General features: G+C 69.6%; 17 protein-coding genes. 11 read left to right on the top strand and 6 right to left on the bottom strand.

Features of this window, described 5'->3' with window-relative positions:
- Positions 1-113 precede the first annotated feature (113 nt).
- Complete coding sequence (gene ligA / locus FEI13_RS16800) at positions 114-2,159, top strand: NAD-dependent DNA ligase LigA (protein WP_138182669.1); 2,046 nt, start codon at positions 114-116, stop codon at positions 2,157-2,159.
- On the top strand, positions 2,156-2,425 hold the full coding sequence (locus FEI13_RS16795; RefSeq protein ID WP_138182668.1) for a YheU family protein: 270 nt from the start codon (positions 2,156-2,158) through the stop codon (positions 2,423-2,425). Before ligA ends, FEI13_RS16795 begins: the two co-directional genes overlap by 4 nt.
- Positions 2,426-2,440: 15 nt before the next feature.
- Here the strand turns inward: FEI13_RS16795 and mnmC are convergent, their stop codons facing one another.
- A complete protein-coding gene (mnmC, locus tag FEI13_RS16790) occupies positions 2,441-4,495 on the bottom strand; it encodes a bifunctional tRNA (5-methylaminomethyl-2-thiouridine)(34)-methyltransferase MnmC2/FAD-dependent 5-carboxymethylaminomethyl-2-thiouridine(34) oxidoreductase MnmC1 (protein WP_138182667.1) in 2,055 nt (684 codons plus the stop codon).
- A gap of 176 nt (positions 4,496-4,671) precedes the next feature.
- On the bottom strand, positions 4,672-4,971 hold the full coding sequence (locus tag FEI13_RS16785; RefSeq protein WP_108445195.1) for a YciI family protein: 300 nt from the start codon (positions 4,969-4,971) through the stop codon (positions 4,672-4,674).
- A 120-nt stretch (positions 4,972-5,091) separates the two neighbouring features.
- Between FEI13_RS16785 and FEI13_RS16780 the strand changes: the two genes are divergently transcribed.
- Positions 5,092-5,994 (top strand): PHP domain-containing protein, encoded by a 903-nt coding sequence (locus FEI13_RS16780; protein WP_138182666.1) that lies wholly within the window; start codon positions 5,092-5,094, stop codon positions 5,992-5,994.
- Positions 5,995-6,088: 94 nt separating this feature from the next.
- A complete protein-coding gene (locus tag FEI13_RS16775; protein ID WP_138182665.1) occupies positions 6,089-6,712 on the top strand; it encodes an L-threonylcarbamoyladenylate synthase in 624 nt (207 codons plus the stop codon).
- A 28-nt stretch (positions 6,713-6,740) separates the two neighbouring features.
- Here the strand turns inward: FEI13_RS16775 and FEI13_RS16770 are convergent, their stop codons facing one another.
- Both FEI13_RS16770 and FEI13_RS16765 read right to left on the bottom strand, forming a co-directional pair.
- Positions 6,741-7,682 (bottom strand): ion transporter, encoded by a 942-nt coding sequence (locus FEI13_RS16770; RefSeq protein ID WP_138182664.1) that lies wholly within the window; start codon positions 7,680-7,682, stop codon positions 6,741-6,743.
- A gap of 53 nt (positions 7,683-7,735) precedes the next feature.
- Complete coding sequence (locus tag FEI13_RS16765) at positions 7,736-8,635, bottom strand: CYTH domain-containing protein (protein WP_138182663.1); 900 nt, start codon at positions 8,633-8,635, stop codon at positions 7,736-7,738.
- A gap of 106 nt (positions 8,636-8,741) precedes the next feature.
- On the opposite strand from FEI13_RS16765, the gene FEI13_RS16760 reads away from it, so the two are divergent.
- The 6 genes from FEI13_RS16760 to glrR all read left to right on the top strand — a co-directional run bounded on the left by FEI13_RS16760 (position 8,742) and on the right by glrR (position 16,581).
- The gene (locus FEI13_RS16760; protein ID WP_138182662.1) at positions 8,742-9,422 is read left to right on the top strand and encodes a TIGR00153 family protein; all 681 of its coding nucleotides are present in this window, start codon (positions 8,742-8,744) and stop codon (positions 9,420-9,422) included.
- Between the two features lie 73 nt (positions 9,423-9,495).
- Complete coding sequence (locus FEI13_RS16755; protein ID WP_138182661.1) at positions 9,496-10,761, top strand: inorganic phosphate transporter; 1,266 nt, start codon at positions 9,496-9,498, stop codon at positions 10,759-10,761.
- 184 nt (positions 10,762-10,945) lie between these two features.
- Entirely contained in the window at positions 10,946-12,259 is a 1,314-nt protein-coding gene (argA, locus tag FEI13_RS16750; protein WP_138182660.1) for an amino-acid N-acetyltransferase, read from the top strand.
- Between the two features lie 825 nt (positions 12,260-13,084).
- Positions 13,085-14,590, top strand: a complete 1,506-nt coding sequence (locus FEI13_RS16745) for a sensor histidine kinase (RefSeq protein WP_138182659.1) — start codon at positions 13,085-13,087, stop codon at positions 14,588-14,590.
- The gene (locus FEI13_RS16740) at positions 14,587-15,171 is read left to right on the top strand and encodes a hypothetical protein (RefSeq protein WP_138182658.1); all 585 of its coding nucleotides are present in this window, start codon (positions 14,587-14,589) and stop codon (positions 15,169-15,171) included. The genes FEI13_RS16745 and FEI13_RS16740 overlap by 4 nt, the downstream gene beginning before the upstream one ends.
- A gap of 15 nt (positions 15,172-15,186) precedes the next feature.
- The gene (gene glrR / locus FEI13_RS16735) at positions 15,187-16,581 is read left to right on the top strand and encodes a two-component system response regulator GlrR (RefSeq protein WP_138182657.1); all 1,395 of its coding nucleotides are present in this window, start codon (positions 15,187-15,189) and stop codon (positions 16,579-16,581) included.
- 85 nt (positions 16,582-16,666) lie between these two features.
- On the opposite strand, the gene FEI13_RS16730 is transcribed toward glrR, so the two are convergent.
- Both FEI13_RS16730 and xseA read right to left on the bottom strand, forming a co-directional pair.
- Entirely contained in the window at positions 16,667-17,320 is a 654-nt protein-coding gene (locus FEI13_RS16730; RefSeq protein ID WP_138182656.1) for a peroxiredoxin, read from the bottom strand.
- A gap of 164 nt (positions 17,321-17,484) precedes the next feature.
- Positions 17,485-18,861, bottom strand: coding sequence for an exodeoxyribonuclease VII large subunit (gene xseA, locus FEI13_RS16725; protein WP_138182655.1), 1,377 nt, complete (start codon positions 18,859-18,861; stop codon positions 17,485-17,487).
- Positions 18,862-18,999: 138 nt separating this feature from the next.
- On the opposite strand from xseA, the gene FEI13_RS16720 reads away from it, so the two are divergent.
- Positions 19,000-20,736 (top strand): alkaline phosphatase D family protein, encoded by a 1,737-nt coding sequence (locus FEI13_RS16720; protein WP_138182654.1) that lies wholly within the window; start codon positions 19,000-19,002, stop codon positions 20,734-20,736.
- The last annotated feature ends 11 nt before the right edge of the window (positions 20,737-20,747 follow it).

The raw sequence follows: 20,747 nt of genomic DNA, 5'->3' as shown, positions 1-20,747 counted from the left end.
GAGCTTCGAGCTTCGAGCTTCGAGCTTCGAGCTTCGAGCTTCGAGCTTCGAGCTTCGAGCTTCGAGCTTCGAGCTTCACGGCCCTCGCCATCGATCGAGAACCAGATTGCCCCATGAGCCAAACCGATCCATCGATTCAGGAAGAGGCGACGCGCCTGCGTGCCGAGCTCGACGACGCCAACTACCGCTACTACGTGCTCGACGAGCCGCGTATGACCGATGCCGACTACGACCGTCGACTGCGTCTCCTGCTGGAGCTGGAGGAGGCGCATCCCGAACTCGTGACCGCCGACTCGCCCACCCAGCGGGTCGGGGCCGCGCCCGACGCGGGCTTTCCCGAGGTGGCGCACGCCGTGCCGATGCTCTCCCTGGACAACGCCTTCAACGAGGAGGAGATCAAGGCCTTCGTGCGGCGTGTCGCCGACCGCCTCGAGGCGCATGGTGAGCCGCTGGTCTTCTGCTGCGAGCCCAAGCTCGACGGTGCCGCCGTCTCGCTGGTCTATGAGCGGGGAGAGCTGACCGCCGGCGTCACCCGGGGCGACGGCCGCACCGGCGAGGGCATCACCTCCAACCTGCGCACTCTGCGTTCCATCCCGCTCAGGTTGCGCGGCGACGACCCGCCCGAGCTGCTGGAGGTGCGCGGCGAGGTGATCATCAGCCACGCGGGCTTCGAGGCGTTGAATGACCGGGCCCGGGAGGAGGACACCAAGGTGTTCGCCAATCCGCGCAACGCCGCCGCCGGCAGCCTGCGCCAGCTCGATCCCCGGGTCACCGCCACCCGGCCGCTGGAGTTCAGCGCCTACCAGGTGGCACGCCTCGAGCCGGAGCAGGGCGACGTCAGCCACAGCCAGCTAATGGCCCGTCTCGGCGAGTTGGGCTTTCGCACCAGTCAGGAGCTCGCCGTGGTGGAGGGCGCCGAGGGCATCATCGACTACTGCCGTGCGCTTGGCGAGAAGCGCGATCGCCTCGGCTACGACATCGACGGGGTGGTGATCAAGGTCGACGACCTGCGCCTGCAGCGCGAGCTGGGCTTCGTGGCGCGGGCCCCGCGCTGGGCGATCGCCTTCAAGTTTCCTGCCCAGGAGGAGACCACCCGACTCAACGACGTGGAGTTCCAGGTCGGGCGCACCGGGGCGATCACCCCGGTGGCGAGGCTCGAGCCGGTCTCGGTGGCCGGCGTCACCGTCTCCAATGCCACCCTGCACAACGCCGACGAGATCGCCCGGCTCGACGTGAAGATCGGCGATACCGTGGCGATTCGTCGGGCCGGCGACGTCATCCCCCAGGTGGTCAGGGTGCTCACCGAGTATCGTCCGGTCGATGCCGAGGCGATCGTCTTTCCCGCGCACTGCCCGGCCTGCGGCTCCGAGATCGAGCACCTCGAGGGCGAGGTGGTGGCACGCTGCTCCGGCGGGCTCTACTGCCCCGCCCAGCGCAAGGAGGCGCTCAAGCACTTCGCCTCGCGTCGCGCGCTGGACATCGACGGCCTGGGCGAGAAGCTGATTGAGGCGCTGGTCGAGCGCGAGTGGGTGACCACGCCGGCGGACCTCTTCCGGCTGGAAGCCGAGCGCCTCACCGAACTGCCGCGGATGGGCAAGAAGTCCTCCGAGAACCTGGTGGCGGCCCTCGACAAGGCCAAGCGGACCACGCTGGCGCGCTTCATCTTCGCCCTGGGCATCCGCGAGGTGGGCGAGACCACCGCCGCCAACCTGGCTCGCCACTTCGGCCGCCTGGAGGCGCTGATGGCCGCCGACGTGGCCGCCCTGGAGGCCGTGGACGACGTGGGCCCCATCGTCGCGGCCCATGTGCACACCTTCTTCCAGCAGCCGCACAACCGCGAGACCATCGAGGACCTGCTGGCCTGCGGCCTGACCTGGGAAGAGGAGGCCATCGGCGAGCGCCCCCAGCCCCTGGTCGGGCAGAGCTGGGTGCTCACCGGCACCCTCGAGAGCATGACCCGTGACGAGGGCAAGGCGCGCCTCCAGGCGCTGGGCGCCAAGGTAGCCGGCAGCGTCTCGAAGAAGACCGCTGGCGTGGTGGCTGGCGACGCCGCCGGCAGCAAGCGTGAGAAGGCCGAACAGATGGGAGTGCCGGTCATCGACGAGGCCGCCTTCCTCGAGCGGCTGGCCGAATGGGAACAGGGAGGAGCGGACCAATGAACGGCAATCGTTTCATCGAAGTGCCCTACCGCATGCTGCCGCCGGAGACCCTGGACGGCCTGCTGGAGGCCTTCGTCACCCGCCAGGGCTACGATACCACCGACACCGGCGAAGGCATGCGCGGCTGGGTCGGCCAGCTCAAGGGCCAGCTCGACCGCGGCGAGCTGTTGATCGCCCACGACCTCGAGACCGAGTCCACCGAGGTAATGACCCTGGCCCAGTGGCGCGCCTTCGGCCGCGACCTGGCCGACGACGAGGAAGGGTAGGGCGTAGAGGCCCCTCTACGAGCCGTTCCCGACGCCTCTCGCTGATGCTGAGTCATGCTTCCCTTGTATCAGGTCGCGGATGAGCCGACGCCCCGGGTGCAGGTGATCGACCAGCGGCGCCTCCAGGGGCAGCGGCTCGTCGCAGATCCGTGAGGCGATCAGCTCGGCGCAGAGCGGGGCGCTGGAAAAGCCCCGGGAGCCATGGGCCGCGCTGATCCACAGGCCGCCGTGGTGGCGCCCCGGCGTTTCGCGCACCCGAGTGGCGTCCTTGGCGAGCCGTGCATAGTCCGCCGCCCAGGCCTCGGCTACCGGCACCGGGCCCGCGTAGGGCGACTTGTCGGGACTGGCGGCGCGTACCGCCGCCCGGCCCTCCAGCCCGGCCGGCTCGAGCGCCGCACCCGCCTCGCGCAGGGCGGCCACGAAGGCCGGCAGGGTGGCCTCGAGCTCTGCTAGGTTGGCCGCGTGATCGGCTGTGCGCACCCCGGTCGCGGCCTGGTTCGGCGCGAAGGTGGCGCCGAAGGTGAGCACGCCGCCCATCGGCGGCGACACATAGCCGCCCGCGCAGATGACCCGCTCCAGCGTGGGTGCGCCACGGGGCAGCGTCAGTCGGCTGACCTGGCCGCGCACCGGCTGCAGCGGCAGCGCCGCGGTTTGGGGAAAGCGGTTGGCGAGCGCTGCGGTGGCGATCACCACCTGGTCGGCCGCCAGGTGCTCGCCGTCGGCGAGCGCCAGCGACCAGCCGTCGTCCTCCGGCGTCAGTCCGGTCACCTCCGCCCGGCGGAACCCCACGCCCGGCGTGGCCGCTAGCCGCCGGCAGAGCGCCGCCGGGCGCACCCAGCCCGCTTTGGGGTAGTGAAGCCCGCCGTGGTCCAGCGGCGTGCCGGCAAGGCGCGACGCCGCGTCCGCCGAGACGCCGTGGACCACGCTATCGGGCAGTGGATGATGGGCCAGGAAGCGCGTTTGACGGGCCTGCTCCTTGTCGCTCATCGCCAGCTGCAGCACTCCGCAGGGCATCCACAGCGCCTGCTCGGGATCCAGCGTCGCGAGCAGGCGGCGGCTGTGCAGCAGCCCGGCGAGATAGACCCGGCTCTGGGGGTTGGTGTCGGCGGCGAGCTTGACGTAGAGCGCGCCCTGGTCGTTGCCGGACCCGCCGCTGCCGGGGTCCTCACGGTCGATCAGCGTGACCGCCACCCCACGCCGGGCCAGCGCCGCGGCGACGCTCGTGCCGGCGATGCCCGCCCCGACCACGGCCACGTGGCGGGCCGGCCGCGCCGCGGGGGGCGTGAACCAGGGCGTGGCCGCGCGCCGGCGATCCTCGGGGGGGGCGGCGATCTCGCCGGCCAGCATCTCGCGCTTGCGGCCGAACCCCGGCACCTTGCGCCAGGCGAAGCCGGCCGCCTTGAGGCCGCGCTTGACCACCCCGGCGCAGGTAAAGGTGGCCAGGGTCGCGCCGGGGCGCGAGCGGGCTGCCATGGCGGCGAATAGCGCGGGCTGCCACATCTCGGGGTTCTTCGACGGCGCGAAGCCGTCGAGGAACCAGGCGTCGACCCGGCCGTCGAGCCGCTCGAGCCGCTCGGTGGTGTCGCCGAAGTGCAGGTCGAGGGTCACCCGGTCGTCGAGCCACAGCCGATGCACGCCGGCCACCGGCTCGGGCCACTGGGCGACCAGGCGGGCGGCCCGCTCGGCAAGGTCCGGCCAGGCGGCGAGCGCCCGGGCGAGATCCTCCCGTACCAGGGGGAACTTCTCGGTGGAGATCAGGTGCAGCCGCGCCACCAGTGGGGCGTGGGCCTCGAAGCAGGCCCAGGCACAGAGCATGTTGAGCCCGGTGCCGAAACCGGTCTCGCCGATCACGAAGGGACGGTCTGCCTGCCAGTCGGCGAAGCGCTCGGGCAGCCGGTTGGCGTCGAGGAAGACGTGCTCGGTCTCGGCGCGGCCGTCGTGGCGCGAGAAGTAGACGTCGTCGAAGGCCGCGGAGTGGGGTGCCTCCTCGCCGCCGTCATCCCGGCGCCAGTCGAGGCGGGCGGTCTGAAGGCCGGCGAGCGGCGGCAGGGCGTCGGGGGCAGCGGTCACGGGGCGGCTCCGGTCACAGGGGCGGAGGAGGCGGCGGCGCGGTGATCAAGGTTTGATCGATCGCACCGCGGCGGCATGGTATCGGGGCTGGCGGAAGGCGTCCGCGGCGTTTCAACAGGCTTGTCCACAGCAGCTGTGGGAAACCGGCTGTGGACAGGTCAAACTGTGGATGGGGATCAGGGCAGGACCTTCTTGAACGGCTTCACGATCGCCTTGGCATAGACGCCGGCGATCATGTAGGGATCGGCATCGGCCCAGGCCTGGGCGCTCTCGAGGCTCTCGAACTCGGCGACCACCAGGCTCCCCGTGAAGCCGGCCTCGCCCGGGTCGTTGCTGTCGATGGCCGGGTGCGGGCCGGCCAGCACCAGGCGGCCCTCGTCGCGCAGCGCCTCGAGGCGGGCCAGGTGATCCGGACGGGCGGCCAGGCGCCGTTCCAGGCTGTCGTTCACATCTTCACTGATGATGGCGTAGAGCATCGCGGTTCTTCCTCGGTGGTGGGCGGCTCGTGCCGCGGGTGCCGATGGCCTCGTCATTGACCGTCACCGGCCGCGCGAGCACCATGTCGGGACATTCTGACAAAGTCACCTGCCGGCGTCATGCCCATGACCGCACCGCCCGCCCGATTCGAGGGCGAACCGCACAGCGTCGATCTTCACATGCACTCCACGGCCTCCGACGGTGCCCTGCCGCCGGCCGAGGTGGTGGCGCTGTGCCGGGCCAAGGGCGTGACCCTGATGGCGCTGACCGACCACGACACCATGGACGGCATCGAGGAGGCGCAGGTCGCCGCCCGCGAGCAGGGCATCGGCTTGATTCCCGGCACCGAGCTCTCGACCCAGTGGCGCGGCATCAACATCCACGTGGTGGGCCTGCTGCCCGAGGGGCCACGGGGCGACCTGGTCGCGGGGCTTATGGCCCAGGCCGAGGCCCGCGACCAGCGCTCCTGGCGCATCGCCGAGCGGCTCGAGAAGATCGGCCTCGAGGATGCCCTGGCCCGGGCCCGGGAGCAGGCCGGCTCCGACCGCCCGCTGGGGCGGCCTGACTTCGCCCGGGCGCTGGTGGCCGCGGGGCTGGTGCCCGATATCGGTGCCGCCTTCAAGAAGCACCTCGGCAACGGCAAGGCCGGCGACATCAAGGCCCACTGGCCGTTTCTCGCCACGGCGGTGGCCTGGATCCTCGATGCAGGCGGGGTGGCGGTGCTCGCCCATCCGTTGCGCCACGGCCTGACCCGGCGCAAGCGCGGGCTGCTGCTCGACGACTTTGCCGTCGCCGGCGGCCAGGCCGCGGAGCTGGTCAGCGGTTTCCAGAATCCCGACGTGACCCGTGATCTGGCGCGCCAGCTGCAGGAGCGCGAGCTCTACGGCTCGGTGGGCAGCGATTTCCATTTCCCCGGCGGTCACCTGGCGCCAGGCAGCATGAGCCCGGTACCACGCACCGCCACGCCGCCGGTGTGGGCTCATCCGCGTCTGGCCGGCATCGCCGCGACGGCTGCCGGCTGAGAACACGCCGGTGGCGGCGGGCCTGATCGTGTGCCCGGCGCCGCGTGTTATCGTGGCAGGCACACCATTTCCGGTCACCGAACAGGGAGCTCGCATGAGCCAGTTCTTCCAGATCCACCCGGACAATCCCCAGCATCGCCTGATCGATCAGGCGATCCAGATCATTCGCCGCGGCGGCGTGGTCGCCTATCCGACCGATTCCGGCTATGCCCTGGGTTGCCACCTGGGCGACAAGAAGGCCATCGAGAAGATCAAGTGGCTGCGCTCGCTGGACGACAAGCACAACTTCACCCTGGTCTGCTCGGATCTCTCGGAGATCGGCACCTACGCCAAGGTGGACAACGACGTCTTCCGGCTGCTGAAGGCGCACACGCCGGGGGCCTACACCTTCATCCTCGATGCCACCACCGAGGTGCCGCGGCTGCTGCTGCACCCCAAGCGCCGCTCCATCGGCGTGCGGGTGCCTGACCACCAGATCACTCGGGCCCTGCTGGGCGCCCTGGGCGAGCCGCTGATGAGTGTGACCCTGATTCCGGTGGGGGAGGAGCTGCCGATGACCGATGCCGAGGAGATCCGTGAGCGCTTCGGCAATCATCTCGACCTGATCATCGACGGCGGCGCCTGCCACCTGGAGGCCACCAGCGTGATCGACCTGCGTGACCTGCCGCCGACCATCCTGCGCGAGGGGCGCGGCGACGTCCGTCCCTTCCAGGCCTGATTTCCCGGGTCGGTCTCCCGCCGCCGGCTCAACGCGCCGGCGGCGGCGTCTCGTCCTCGTCGTCATCTGCATCCGATCCTTCCCGGGCCTGCCGCCAGGCCTCCTGCTCCTGCTCGGACAGGCGCGGGTCGGGGGAGTGCTCGTCTAGCCAGGTGCCGCAGCGCAGACAGTACCTGGCCCGCTGCTCGTGGCGGTCGTGGCCGCAGCCCGGGCAGGCCTCGTCGGAGTAGCGATCGGCGCGGATCGAGCGGATCACCTCGGCGGAGAAGACGCCGGTGGGCACCGCGATGATCGAGTAGCCGATCAGCATCACCATCACCGAGATGGCCTGGCCCAGCGGGGTCACCGGCACGATGTCGCCGTAGCCCACCGTGGTCAGGGTGACCACGGCCCAGTAGATCGAGGTGGGGATGCTGGTGAAGCCGGCCTCCTCGGGCTCGATCAGGTAAACGAGTGAGGCGAAGATGGTCACCAGCATGAAGACGGTGAACAGGAACAGGAAGATTTGGTGGCTGCTGCGCTTCAGGGCATCCACCAGCAGCCGCCCCTCGCCGACGAACTCCATCAGTCGCAGCACGCGGAAAATGCGCAGCGTGCGCAGCAGGCGCACCACCACCAGCGACTGGGCGCCCGGCAGCACCAGCGCCAGCCAGGTAGGCAGGATCGCCACCAGGTCGATGATGCCGTAGAAGCTCTTGAGGTACTGAAACGGGCGCTCGAGGCAGTAGAGGCGCACCGCGAGCTCGAGGGTGAAGGCGATGGTGAAGCCCCACTCGATCCAGTAGAAGAGCGCCGCGTGGCCGTCGCGAAAGGCCGCGACGCTCTCCAGCATCACTACCAGCACGCTGGCCAGTATCGCCCCGATCAGCGCGATGTCGAAGGCCTTGGCCGCCAGGGTGTCGGACTCGAAGATGATCTGGAAGACCCGGGTGCGCAGGCCTTCGCCCGCGGGCTTGGGAAGGTAGTTCACGAGCGTCGTCCTTGTGGTGGCGGGCCGGGCCTGTCGGTCTGGGGCAGCTCAGGTCAGCTCAGGGCGGCGTCGCCGGGTATCCGGCGGGCCAGGCGCAGCATGCGCCGCCCGAAGGTCGGGCTCAGCCAGGGCTCGGTGTCCAGCGCCTCGGCGAGCGCCCGAGCCTCGTCGCGCCGCGAGGCTGCGCCGGCGTCGTTGTCTCCATTAGCATCATCGCCCAGTTCCGCCAGCCGTTGGAAGGCCCGGCGCGCCTCCCGGCGCCAGGCCTCGTCGCCGCTATCCGCCAGGGCATCCAGTGCCACGGTGGCGCGGTGCAGCCAGCCGGCGGGGGAAGTGGCCTCGGGCAGCGTCTGCGCGCCGTCGAGCAGGGCGCCGCCGCGGGCCGCCTTGCTGGTGTCCGAGGGGCGCAGCGCCACCCTGTCGGTCAGGGCCTCGGCCAGCGACCAGAGCGCCTCGGGCTCGCCCGCCTTGAGCTCGAGCTCCAGCTCGCGGATCGCCACGACCCGCTCGCCCGCCCGGATCTCGCCGAGATCCAGGGCGAGCTCGATGGTCGCGCCCGCATGCTCGAGCCACCAGGTCTCGCGTGCGAAGTCGGTGGCGAAGCGCGGGGCCAGGCGCTCGAGCAGGCCCGCCTCGTGCTCGGCCAGGGGCGGCAGCGCCGCGAGCCCCTCGAGATCGAGGCCGGGGCCCGGCACCTCCCACTCCCACTCGCCGCGGGTCGAGAGCCCGCCGCCGCCCTGGCCACGGGTCTTGAGGGTCTGCAGCAGCCGCCCGTCCGCGCGCCGCAGGCGCAGCGCCATGCGCTCGCTCTCCAGATCGCCCTCGGGGGTGTCGAAGTAGGTGTTGCCCAGGTGGGTGAGCGTCGGCGTGATTCCGGCCAGGCGGGGATGTCGTCGCAGGGCCTCGGGACTCTCGCTCCCTAGAGCGAGCTTGAGTTCGATCTCGTCTGCCATCGTGGTGCCACCTCGTTTTGATGAATATTGGATGAATTTGTCATGACGCTGGGGGGTGTCAGTCACTATACTGACGCCGCCATTTTTCCAGGTTCATAGATGCCCCATGGTGACATCCAACCCCTTCTCCGCGATGTTCGGCCGCTCGCCATTCCATCCGCTGCTGGCTCACATCGTCAAGGCCAACGCGTGTGCCGACGAGCTGCTGCCCTTCTTCGAGGCGTCCCTCGAGGGCGACTGGGACACCGCCCAGCAGCATCGCGAGACCATCACCCGCCTCGAGCACGAGGCCGATGAGCTCAAGACCGAGTTGCGTCTCAACCTGCCCAACACCATGTTCCTACCGGTCTCGCGCTCCGACCTGCTCGACCTGATCAGCGTCCAGGACAAGATCGCCAACAAGGTCCGCGACATCACCGGCATCATGCTCGGTCGTCGCATGCAGACCCCCCAGGAGCTGGCCCAGCCAATGCGCGACTACATGCGCACCGCGGTGGCCTGCGTGGCCCAGGCGCGCCACGCCCTGGAGGAGCTCAAGGACCTGCTCGAGTCCGGCTTCGGGCGCAACGTCTCCGACGTGATGCAGAAGATGATCCGCGAACTGCACGTGCTCGAGCAGCAGGCCGACAGCCAGCAGGTGGCGATCCGCCGCCAGCTGTTCGAGCTCGAGGATCGCCTGCCGCCGGTGGACGTGATGTTCCTCTACAAGATCATCGACTGGGTGGGCGAGCTCTCCGACCGCGCCGAGCGCGTCGGCAGCCGACTGCAGATCATGACGGCCAACTGAACGCAGCGGCCCCGGCGATCCCGGGGCCTCGTTGTTTCGCTCTTCTTCTGACCGCAACAAGGGAACGCTCCCTATGTCGATCATCGCGCAGCACGGCGACGTCTTCATCATCCTCGCCTGTCTCTTCGGCTTCTTCATGGCCTGGGGCGTCGGCGCCAACGACGTGGCCAACGCCATGGGCACCTCGGTGGGCTCCAAGGCCATCACCATCAAGCAGGCGATCATCATCGCCGTGATCTTCGAGTTCCTCGGCGCTTGGCTGGCCGGTGGCGAGGTCACCAACACCATCCGCAAGGGCATCATCGACCCCGAGCTGCTGAAGGACGATCCTCAGCTGCTGGTCTACGGCATGCTGGCGGCGCTGCTGGCGGCGGCGACCTGGCTGCTGGTCGCCTCCATGAAGGGCTGGCCGGTCTCCACCACCCACTCCATCGTCGGCGCCATCGTCGGCTTCGCGGTGGCGGGCCTCGGCGCGGGCGCGGTGGACTGGGGCGCGGTGGGCACCATCGCCGCCAGCTGGGTGGTCTCGCCGCTGCTGGCCGGCACCATCGCCTTCACGCTCTTCAAGTCGGTCCAGCACCTGATCTTCGAGGCCCAGGACCCCTTCGCCGCGGCCAAGCGCTACGTGCCGATGTACATCTTCCTGGTCGGCTTCGCGGTGACCATGGTGACCCTCACCAAGGGCCTCAAGCACGTCGGCCTGGACCTCGGCTTCGGCGCCAGCCTGCTGCTCGCCCTCCTCGCCGGCCTGGTGATCGCGGCGCTTGGTGTGGTGATGGAGCGTCGCGTCAAGGCCTCCAGCCGTCAGGCCGACCAGTTCGGTTTCTCCGGGGTGGAGCGGGTCTTCGGCGTGCTGATGATCTTCACCGCCTGCGCCATGGCCTTCGCCCACGGTTCCAACGACGTGGCCAACGCCGTGGGGCCCCTGGCGGCGGTGATCAGCGTGGTGCAGACCGGCGGCGAGATCGGGGGTGCCGCCCTGGTGCCCTGGTGGGTGCTGGTGCTGGGCGGCGGCGGCATCGTCGTCGGCCTGGTCACCTACGGCCACAAGGTGATCGCCACCGTGGGTACCGGCATCACCGAACTGACCCCGAGCCGCGGCTTCGCCGCCACCCTGGCGGCCGCGGTGACCGTGGTGCTGGCCTCGGGCACTGGCCTGCCGGTCTCCACCACCCAGACCCTGGTCGGGGCGGTGCTCGGCGTGGGCCTGGCCCGCGGCATGGCGGCGCTCAACCTGCGCGTGATTGGCACCATCGCCATGTCGTGGCTGATCACCCTGCCGGCCGGCGCCGGCCTCGCCATCCTCTTCTTCTTCACCTTCAAGGGCATGTTTGGTTAAGCACCGAGCTACAAGCGCTGAGCTACAAGAAACCCCGAAGGCCGAGGCCTTCGGGGTTTCTTTTGAGGCGGCTGATTCCATGCTGCTGATTAGCAGCTGCCAGCTTGCCGGTGCCGCCGTTTTCGTCGCTCTGATATAGTGAGTCTCTACCCTTCCTTCGTTCACCTGCTGCCGGAGTGCGGCCTTGGATACTCGTTTCCCCTTCGTCGACTGGTTTCGCAACTCCTCGCCCTACATCAACGCCCATCGGGGACGAACCTTCGTCATCCTGATCGAGGGGGAGGCCATGGCGAGCGGTCGAGGCGAGCAGCTGATCCAGGACCTGGCGCTGCTGCATACCCTGGGCGTGCGCCTGGTGGTGGTGTTCGGCATTCGCCCCCAGGTGCAGCAGGCCCTCGACGAGGCCAGCATCGTGCCGACACGCCATCGGGGGCGCTGGGTGGCCGACGAGGCGATCATGGCGCGGGTCGAGCGCATCGCCGCCGAGCAGCGGCTGTGGCTGGAGGCGCGGCTCTCCCCCGGCCTGCCCAACACGCCGTTGCACGGGATCGAGATGACCGTGGTCTCCGGCAACCTGGTGATGGCCAAGCCGCTGGGCGTGCGTGACGGCGTCGACTTCGATCGCAGCGGCGAGGTGCGCCGGGTGCGCGACCAGGCGGTCGAGGGGTTGCTCGAGCGGGGCGCCCTGGTGGTGCTGCCGCCGCTGGGCTTCTCCAGCACCGGTGAGGTCTTCGACCTGGACGCCGCCGAGGTGGCGCACCATGCCGCCACGGCGCTCTCCGCCGACAAGCTGATCCTGCTCGGCGATGCCTGCGGGCTGGTCGATGCCAGCGGACAGTTGCAGCGCCAGCTGACCCCGGCCGAGGCCGCGCCGTTGCTCACCCAGGCCGATCCCGCCAGCGAACTGGCTCGGCACCTGGGCGCGGCCTGCGTGGCTGCGCGCCATGGGGTCGCCCGCACCCACCTGCTCTCCTGGCACGATCACGACGCGCTGCTCGGCGAGCTGTTCACCCGCGACGGCGTGGGCACCATGATCACCGAGCATCGCTACGAGCAGCTGCGCCCGGCGGAACTCGGCGACATCGGCGGGCTGGTGGAACTGCTCGAGCCGCTGGAGTCGCGAGGCATGCTGGTGCCGCGCTCCCGCGAGCGGCTGGAGTACGAGATCGACGACTACCTGGTGATCGATCGCGACGGCATGATCATCGGCTGCGCCGCCCTGCACACCTTCGGCGAGGCCGACATGGGCGAGCTGGCCTGCGTGGCCGTGCACGACGACTACCGGGGCGGCGCGCGGGGCGAGCGGCTACTCGCCGAGATCGAGCGCCGGGCCCGCCGCCTGAAGCTCTCGTCGCTGTTCGCCCTCACCACCCACACCACCCACTGGTTCTTCGAGCACGGCTTTCGCCTGGCCGACATCGAGGCACTGCCCACCCTGCGTCGCGACACCTACAACCACGCCCGCAAGTCCAAGATCCTGATCAAGACCCTCGGCTGAACGGCCGGGCCGTCGCCGCGAGGCTTTCGCCCGGCGTCGCCGTCGAGGAACGCCGCAACCATCTGAAAATAAACGTTTTTCCTGGTTAGGTCGGAAAGGCGTCGCCATCTGGCGACGAAATGTCCCGCTCCTGCCCCTGTTTTTTCCCGCCTGGGCGTCTCATGCGCCCACGAGTCGTTCTGTATTTTATTTAAGGTTATGATTTTAAAGAGATGGTGAGTTTATTGGCACGCGACTGGCAGTAGGTTGGATGAGCAAGGGAAACGGGTCATACGGCTCGATCCGTTTTCCGGTTGCCGAGGGGGCGCCGCGTCATCACTACCCTGTGCGTCCGGTCCTCCGAATGCGACCAGTGTCTGCTCCAGCGATGTGTGACTTTAGGTTGCGATGAGACGGTACTGCTGAAAGGCAAGGATCGGTATCGAGAGGGCAAGGATGCCCTGGCAAGGATGCCTCTCCCCCAAGGGGCTCGACCCGTCAGGGGGAATCGATTCGCGCGGCATTGCCCTCGAGGCGCTGCCGCCAGTGACGGAGCAGGGTGGCTGTCCGGCCACCCGCATGAGAACGACCAGCCCCTGGTGGCAGATGGCGTTCGCATGGCTTCGGGGGCCTCTGGCCCTTGGTGAGGTCAGCGATGGTCGAACCAGGTCGACGATCGGTGACATTTCCAGACCCTTCAGTTCCCTGCGTATTGGGCCGGCCATGCCGGCCCTTTTTTTTGCCTGCGGGTGAGGCCGAACGAGCGCGAGGCGGTCGGCCGATCTCTGGTATCCTTAGGGATGGACGATGGTGGCTCCCTTTACCCTCCTGCAAAGAACGCTGTCCATGACCACAGCCGTTACGCGCCGCTGGCGCCCGCGCTCGCTGTTGCAGCTGGTGTTGCTGGCCTTTCTGGTCGTGATGCTGCCGCTCGCGGTGCTGATGATCCAGGCCGGTCAGGCGCTCTCCGAGCTCTCGCGCCTGGCGGATGTGAGTGCCCGCCAGGCGGTGGAGGAGACCCGGCGTGCCCGCTCGCTGGGCGCGCTGGCGCTGGAGATGGAGCGCGGCGCGCGGCAGTACGCGGTGGTCGAGCAGGAGGGGCTCCTGGATATCTTCGACGAGCGCCTCGCGGAGTTCCGGCAGCTGCTGGCCCAGCAGCGCCGGCTGCTGCCCGATGATCCCCACGTGGCGGCGCTGGAGGAGGCACTGGACGGCCTCGCCGAGCTGCCCGACCTGCCGCTCGAGGCGTTCAAGGCGCGCCTCGAAGACTTCCTGCCCTTCGCCGAGCATACCGAGGCGATGCGACAGGCTACCAATCGGCGGATCGACGAGCGCATCGACGCCATCAGCGCGCGCGCCGAGGACGTGCAGATCCGCCTGTGGTGGCAGACCGCGGCGCTGGTCTCGGCGAGCCTGGTGCTGATGCTGCTGTTCACGCGGCTGATCATCCACCCGATCCGCCAGCTCGAGGGGCGGATCCTCGGCATCGGCAGCCTGGGCGGTGACACCGAGCGCCACCAGAGTCCCCTCAAGGGACCGGCGGAGCTGGTCACCCTGGGCGAGCGCCTGGACTGGCTGGCCTCGCGGCTCGACGACCTGGAGGCCCAGAAGCAGCAGTTCCTGCGCCACATGTCCCACGAGCTCAAGACGCCGCTGGCCAGCGTGCGCGAGGGCTCGTCGCTGCTCGCCGACGGCGTGGCCGGTGAGGTCACGCCGCGCCAGCGCGAGATCCTCGACCTGATCGATACCAGCGGGCGCGAGCTGCAGCAGCTGATCGAGCAGCTGCTCGACTACAACCTGCTCAAGCACAGCCGTCAGCTCGATATCGCCCGGCTGGACGTCGCCACCGTGGTTAAGGAGGTGCTGGCCAAGCACCGCCTGGCGCTCGACAACAAGGAGATGCGGGTCAGCTGCTTCCATGGTCCGCTGACCTGGGCGCTCGACGCCACCGCCACCGCCCGGGTGCTCGACAACCTCATCTCCAACGCCGTGGCCTACGGTGAGGATGGCGGCGAACTCGAGATCCGCGCCCGCACGCTGCCGGACCGCCTGGTGATCGAGGTGGCCAACAGCGGCGAGCCGATCGTCGAGGAGGATCGCGAGCGGCTCTTCGAGGCCTTCTACCAGGGCCGGGTGCGCCGCAAGGGCCCGCTCAAGGGCTCCGGTATCGGCCTCTCGGTGGCCGCCGACTGCGCCCGCCTCCAGCAGGGCCGCCTGGAGCTGGTGGACGACCCGCGGCTGGCGGTGTGCTTCCGGCTCACCCTGCCCTGGCCGACCCCGTTGCTCGAGCCGGGAGACCCGAACCCGCAACCCGCCCTGGCGGGTAACGATGCAACCAAGGACCTGTCATGACCCTACGCCCCTGGCTGCTGTGTCTGACCACGCTGTGGCTGACCGGATGTCAGTATCTGCCCGCGCCGCTCGCGCCCCATTCCTCTGGGGTAGCGATGCCGAACGCCTCCCAGGGCCAGGGCACGCTCTCCTGCACCGACGCCGACGCGCTGCCGGATTTCGACGACGGCCAGTGCCTGCTGCCCGAGTGGGTGGCCTTCGGCCTGGCCTCCCAGCGGGGTGACCGGGCGTGGCGGGAGGCCATCCAGGTGCGCCTGGTGGGCGAGGCCAAGGAGCGCCGCCTGGCCCGCGCCGTGCTGCTCTCCTGGGGGAGCGAGCAGCAGTGGGACCTTGCCTCTGAGCTCTACAAGGCCGACCTGGCGAGTGCCCCAACCGAGCTGCAGCCGCTGCTGCGCTACTGGCTCAACGAGCTGGAGGGGCGCCGGCGCCTGGCCGGCCAGCTGGCCGAACAGCGCCGCGCTCACGCTACCGCCGTGGAGGAGAAGGCGGCGCTCACTCAGGAGCTCGAGGCCATGGCCGAGAAACTCGAGCAGCTCACCGCCATCGAACAGAACATCAACCTGCGACAGCAGAGTGAATAACCCCGGAGAGACGACATGAAGCAGATCGGACGCCTGTCCCACGCCGCCGATCATGGCGCGCACATCCTGCTGGTGGATGACGACGTCAGCCTGCTGAAACTGCTGGGCATGCGGCTCGAGAGCCGCGGCTATCGCGTCACCACCGCCGAGAGCGGCCGCGAGGCCCTCAAGCGGCTGGAGGTCGCTCGCCCGGACCTGGTGCTCACCGACCTGCGCATGGACGAGATGGACGGGCTGGCACTGTTCCAGGAGATCCAGCGCCGCCTGCCGGGGCTGCCGGTGATCCTCCTCACCGCCCACGGCTCGATTCCCGACGCGGTGAGCGCCACCCGCCAGGGCGTGTTCGGCTTCCTGACCAAGCCGGTCGATCGCGACGAGCTGTTCTCGACCATCGACGACGCCCTGGCCCAGACTTCTACCCCCGCCACCGAGGGCGACGATCGCTGGCGCGAGGCCATCATCACCCGCAGCCCCGAGATGGAGCGCATTCTCGAGCAGGCGCGCATGGTCGCCGCCTCGGACGTCAGCGTGCTGGTCACCGGCGCCTCGGGGTCGGGCAAGGAGCTGCTCGCCGGCGCCATCCACAAGGCGAGTTCGCGGGCCGACAAGCCGTTCGTGGCGATCAACTGCGGGGCGCTGCCCGAGCAACTGCTGGAGAGCGAGCTGTTCGGTCACGCCCGGGGCGCCTTCACCGGGGCGGTCAGCGAGCACCGTGGCCTCTTCCAGGCGGCCGACGGCGGCACCCTGTTCCTCGACGAGATCGGCGACATGCCGATGACCCTGCAGGTCAAGCTGCTGCGCGCCCTCCAGGAGCGCCAGATCCGCCCGCTCGGCTCGACCACCTCGGTGCCCATCGACGTGCGGATCATCTCGGCGACCCACCGCGACCTGGATCACGCCATGCACGAGGGCGAGTTTCGCGAGGACCTCTACTACCGCCTCAATGTGGTCAACCTGCGTCTGCCGCCCCTCAGGGAACGCGCCGAGGACGTGCCGCTGCTGGCCAAGCACCTGGTCGCCCAGGCCGCCGCTCGGCATAAGCCCTTCGTCAAGGGCTTCTCGCCGGAGGCGCTCAACCTGCTGGCCACCTCGGCCTGGCCCGGCAACGTGCGCCAGCTGGTCAACGTGGTGGAGCAGTGCGTGGCCCTGACCACCTCGCCGATGATTCCGGAGGGGCTGGTGGCCCAGGCGCTGGTCGCCGAGGAGAACGCCATGCCCACCTTCAACGATGCCCGGGCCGGCTTCGAGCGCAGCTACCTGGTCAAGGTGCTCAAGATCACCGAGGGCAACGTCACCCAGGCGGCGCGCATCGCCGGGCGCAACCGCACCGACTTCTACAAGCTGCTGGCCCGCCACGAGCTCGAGCCTGGCGCCTTCAAGCCCGCGGCGCGCCAGGCCGAGCAGCACTAGCCGAGTATCGCGAGTTTCCTGACGCCCAACGCAAGGCCCCCTGCCGAGGCAGGGGGCCTTGTCGTGCGTGGATGAACCGCCCGCCTTACTCGGGCAGCTTGGTCCGGCGCAGGTAGGGGAAGATGGTCTCGTACTCGCCGAACTTCGCCGTGGCGTCCGCGTCGGAGACCGTCGGCGGGATGATCACGTCCTGACCGACGGTCCAGTCCGCCGGCGTGGCCACGCCCTTGCCGTTGGCGGTCTGCAGGGCGTCCAGGGCGCGCAGCACCTCGGCGAAGTTGCGACCCACGTTCATCGGGTAGGTCATGGTCAGCTTGAGCTGCTTGTCTGGGCCGATGATGAACACCGAGCGCACGGTGGCGCTGTCGGCCGGGGTGCGGCCGTCCGGCAGGTAGGCCTCGGCCGGCAGCATGTCGAACAGCTTGGCGACCTTGAGATCCTCGTCGGCGATGATCGGGAAGCCGACCTCGCAGCTGGCGAAGCTGGTGATGTCGTTGATCCACTTCTTGTGGTCTTCCACACCGTCCACGGAGACGCCGATCACCTTGGTGCCGCGCTTCTGCCACTCCTCGTCGAGCTTGGCCACGGCGCCGAACTCGGTGGTGCAGACCGGCGTGAAGTCCTTGGGGTGGGAGAACAGGATCGCCCAGCTATCGCCGATCCACTCGTGGAAGCGGATGGGGCCCTGGCTGGTCTCGGCCTCGAAGTCGGGTACGACATCATTGATGCGCAGTGACATGGTGCAACTCCTTGTCTGACAGGGAAGATGCCCCCAGCGTGGCAAATGTCACGGCGGGGACGCCTCGGCTACCCCGACGTAAAGGCATAAGAGTCGCTACGTCAAGGGATTCTTTGGTATAAGCTTGAGTATCGGGCTGCAGAATCACCCTATTCCATAATCTATCACTTCGCGTGCGTCTCGCCATGGGGCCCGGTGTCGCATGCCAGGGGACGGATCACCGTCAGCGCCAGGCGCCCCTCGCCCAGGCGTGCCTCGAGGCGCTCCCCGGGGGCGGTGTCCGCCGCTCGGCGGATCACCCGGCCCCGCTCGTCCTCGAGGATCGCATAGCCGCGTCCCAGCACCGCGAGCGGGCTCACCGCCTGCAGCTCGCGAACGACCCCGCCTAGCCGCTCGCGGTGACGGGCAAGTGCCCTCGGCATCGCCTGATGCAGGCGCTGGGTGGCGCGCTCGAGCCGCTGCCCGGCCTGGTCGGTCAGCCGGTCCGGCGAGCGCAGGGCCAGGCGCTGGTGCAGGTGGCGCGCGCGGCGCCGCTCCTGATCGAGCCGTGCCCGCATGGCCCGGCGCAGCCGCGCCTCCAGCTGATCCAGCTGCTGGCGACGCGCCGCCAGCACCTCGCCGGGATGGCGTAGCCGCGCGCACAGGTGATCCAGGCGCTGGGCGTCGGTGTCGAGGCGGGCGCGCTGGGCGCGGGTCAGCCGCTCGGCCAGCCGCTCGAGGCGGTGGAGCCGTTCGCGGCGGTCGGGCACCAGCTGCTCGGCCCCGGCCGAAGGAGTGGGGGCGCGCGCGTCGGCGGCGAAATCGGCGAGCGTGGTGTCCACCTCGTGGCCCACCGCGGCCATCACCGGCAGCCGGGAGTGGAAGATCGCCCGGGCAAGATGCTCGTCGTTGAAGGCCCACAGGTCCTCGAGGCTGCCGCCGCCGCGGGTGATCAGGATGGCATCGCGGCTCGCGTCCAGTGCCGATTGGCGATTGAGCAGGCCTAGCGCCGAGATCATCGCCGGCGCCGCCTCGCGGCCCTGCACCGGCACCGGGATCAGCGTGACCTGCGTGAGCGGCCAGCGCGCCGCCAGCACCGCCAGCACATCGCGGATCGCCGCGCCGGTGGGCGAGGTGAGCACCAGCAGGTGGCGCGGCGGGAAGGGCAGGGGACGCGCGTTGGTGAATACCCCCTCGGCGGCGAGGCGCGCCTTGAGGCGCTCGTAGGCCGCCAGCAGCTCGCCTTCGCCCGCCGCGCGCACCGCCTCGACGATCAGCTGATAGTCGCCGCGAGGCTCGAAGAGCGACACCTGGCCGCGCACCTTGACGCGGTCGCCGTCGCGCATCGGCGCGGCGATGAAGCGCGCGCGGGTGCGAAACAGCGCGCAGCGCAGCTGGGCGCGCTCGTCCTTGAGGGTGAAGTAGACGTGTCCCGAGCTCGGCCGCGACACGCCGGAGAGCTCGCCCTCCACCCACACCTCGCCGACGTCCTGCTCGAGCGCCCGCCGGGCGCGCTGGTTGACGTCGCTGACGGAGAGAGGGCTGTCGTCGGGCGTGGGCATGGTCGCGTCCTCGGCTGGGCGTTGCGTGCGGCCCGGCTACTGTAGCCGACCGCGTGAGATACGACTACGCTGGCTAGGTGCCGTCGCGGGAAGCCCCGGGCTTCGCCCCGACCCCCACGCCACTGCAGGAGCGTCGCCATGTCAGGACTTCGTACACCGCAGCTCGGGCCAATCGTCGGACACACCGCACATGACCGCTGCCGCATCTGGGTGCGCGCTCGTGCCTCCCGGGACGAGGGGACGCAGCTCGGTGCCGAGATGCGTACCCTGGGCATGCTGGGGGTGGTCGACCGGCGCGGCAAAGTCCAGGTCGACGAGGCGACCGGCCTGCCCTGCGCCTACTACTTCCGCCTGCACCGCGAGTTCGACCGCACCGGCACCTTCGTGCTCGGCCAGGAGCCCAGCCTCGGTGGCCTGGACGGTCCCGAGCCCTCGCCGCTTTCGCCGGATACCGAGTACCGCGTGCGCGTGGCCACCCTGACCGTCGACGACCCCCTTCCGGACGCCGAGTCGCTGGATGACAGCGACCTGGCCAGCCGACTGCCGGCGCTTGCCCAGATGGCGCCGCTGCTCGAGTCCCTCGACCCGACGGAGTGCGAGGCGCGCTTTCGCACCTTCCCCGACCCCGCCGCCGGGCCGGCGGACGAGCTGAGTTTCCTGATCGGCTCCTGTCGCTACCCGGGGCTGTTGTGGAAGGTCAAGGAGGCGGATCGCATCTTCGGCCCCATGGCGGGCCAGATGCGTCGCCAGGGCGGGCGGACGCCGGCGCGCTTCACCCTGCTGATGGGTGATCAGATCTACGCCGACAAGTTCAACCGACACCTGCCGCTTGGCCGCGCCGACACCTTCGACGAGATGCAGGCGCGCTACCACGAGGCCTTCGGCGCCCCCAACATGCGCAGCCTGCTGAGCCAGTGTCCCGTCTACATGATCCTCGACGACCACGAGATCGAGGACAACTGGAGCCAGGACCGGCTGCGCGACAACCACCACCTCTTCAACATCGCCATCGGCGCCTATATGAGCTACCAGTGGAGCCACGGCCCGCGCAGCTTCGGCCGTCGCCTCTTCTACCGCTTCGAGTGCGGTGGCTACCCCTTCTTCGTGGTCGATACCCGCACTCAGCGCTACCGCCAGCGCGCCGGTCTCGGCGACAACCACCTGCTGGGGCGGCCGAGTCTCGATGCCGACCCCGCCCACAAGAGCCAGCTCGACCGGCTGCTGGAATGGCTGAGCCACCAGCAGGCGCAGCGCGGCAACGTGCCCAAGTTTCTGGTCACCGCCAGCGTCTTCGCCCCCAGCCCCATCGACGAGCGCCTGGGCAACGAACTCCGCGATGACCCCGAGCGCCGGGTCCTCGAGGCCAACCTCGAGAAGCGCGAGGCGAGCGACAGCTGGCCGGCCTACCCGCGCACCCGCCGGGCGATCCTCCAGCACCTCCACGACCACGGCATCCAGAACGTGGTCTTTCTCAGCGGCGACGTGCACTGCGCCAACATCGCCCGGCTGCGCTTCGAGACCGAGGCGGGGGAGAGCGATCTGGTCGCCTACGACGTCACCTCCTCGGCGCTCTACTGGCCCTTCCCCTTCGCCGACGGCGATCCCAACGGCTTCGTCCACGACTCCCGCGCCGACGACCAGTACGACGGCTTTCCCCTGGCCGGCAGCGACGCCAACGGCCAGGGAGCGACGGAGGTGCACTACCGCGCCTGGGGCTTCAGCCAGAAGGACAACTTCTGCCGCCTCGAGCTCGACAAGGCCCGCCAACGGCTGCGGGTGCGGGTGTTCGACGCCCATGGGCAGCCGGTGACGGTGAGCGACGCCGAGGGGCGCATGGTCGAGCACAACGACCTGCCGCTGGCACCCTGGGACTGACGGAGGGACGA

Origin of the sequence: Halomonas urmiana, assembly GCF_005780185.1 — a bacterium.
Classification (GTDB): domain Bacteria; phylum Pseudomonadota; class Gammaproteobacteria; order Pseudomonadales; family Halomonadaceae; genus Halomonas; species Halomonas urmiana.
This window is presented reverse-complemented; position numbering and strand designations above follow the sequence as displayed.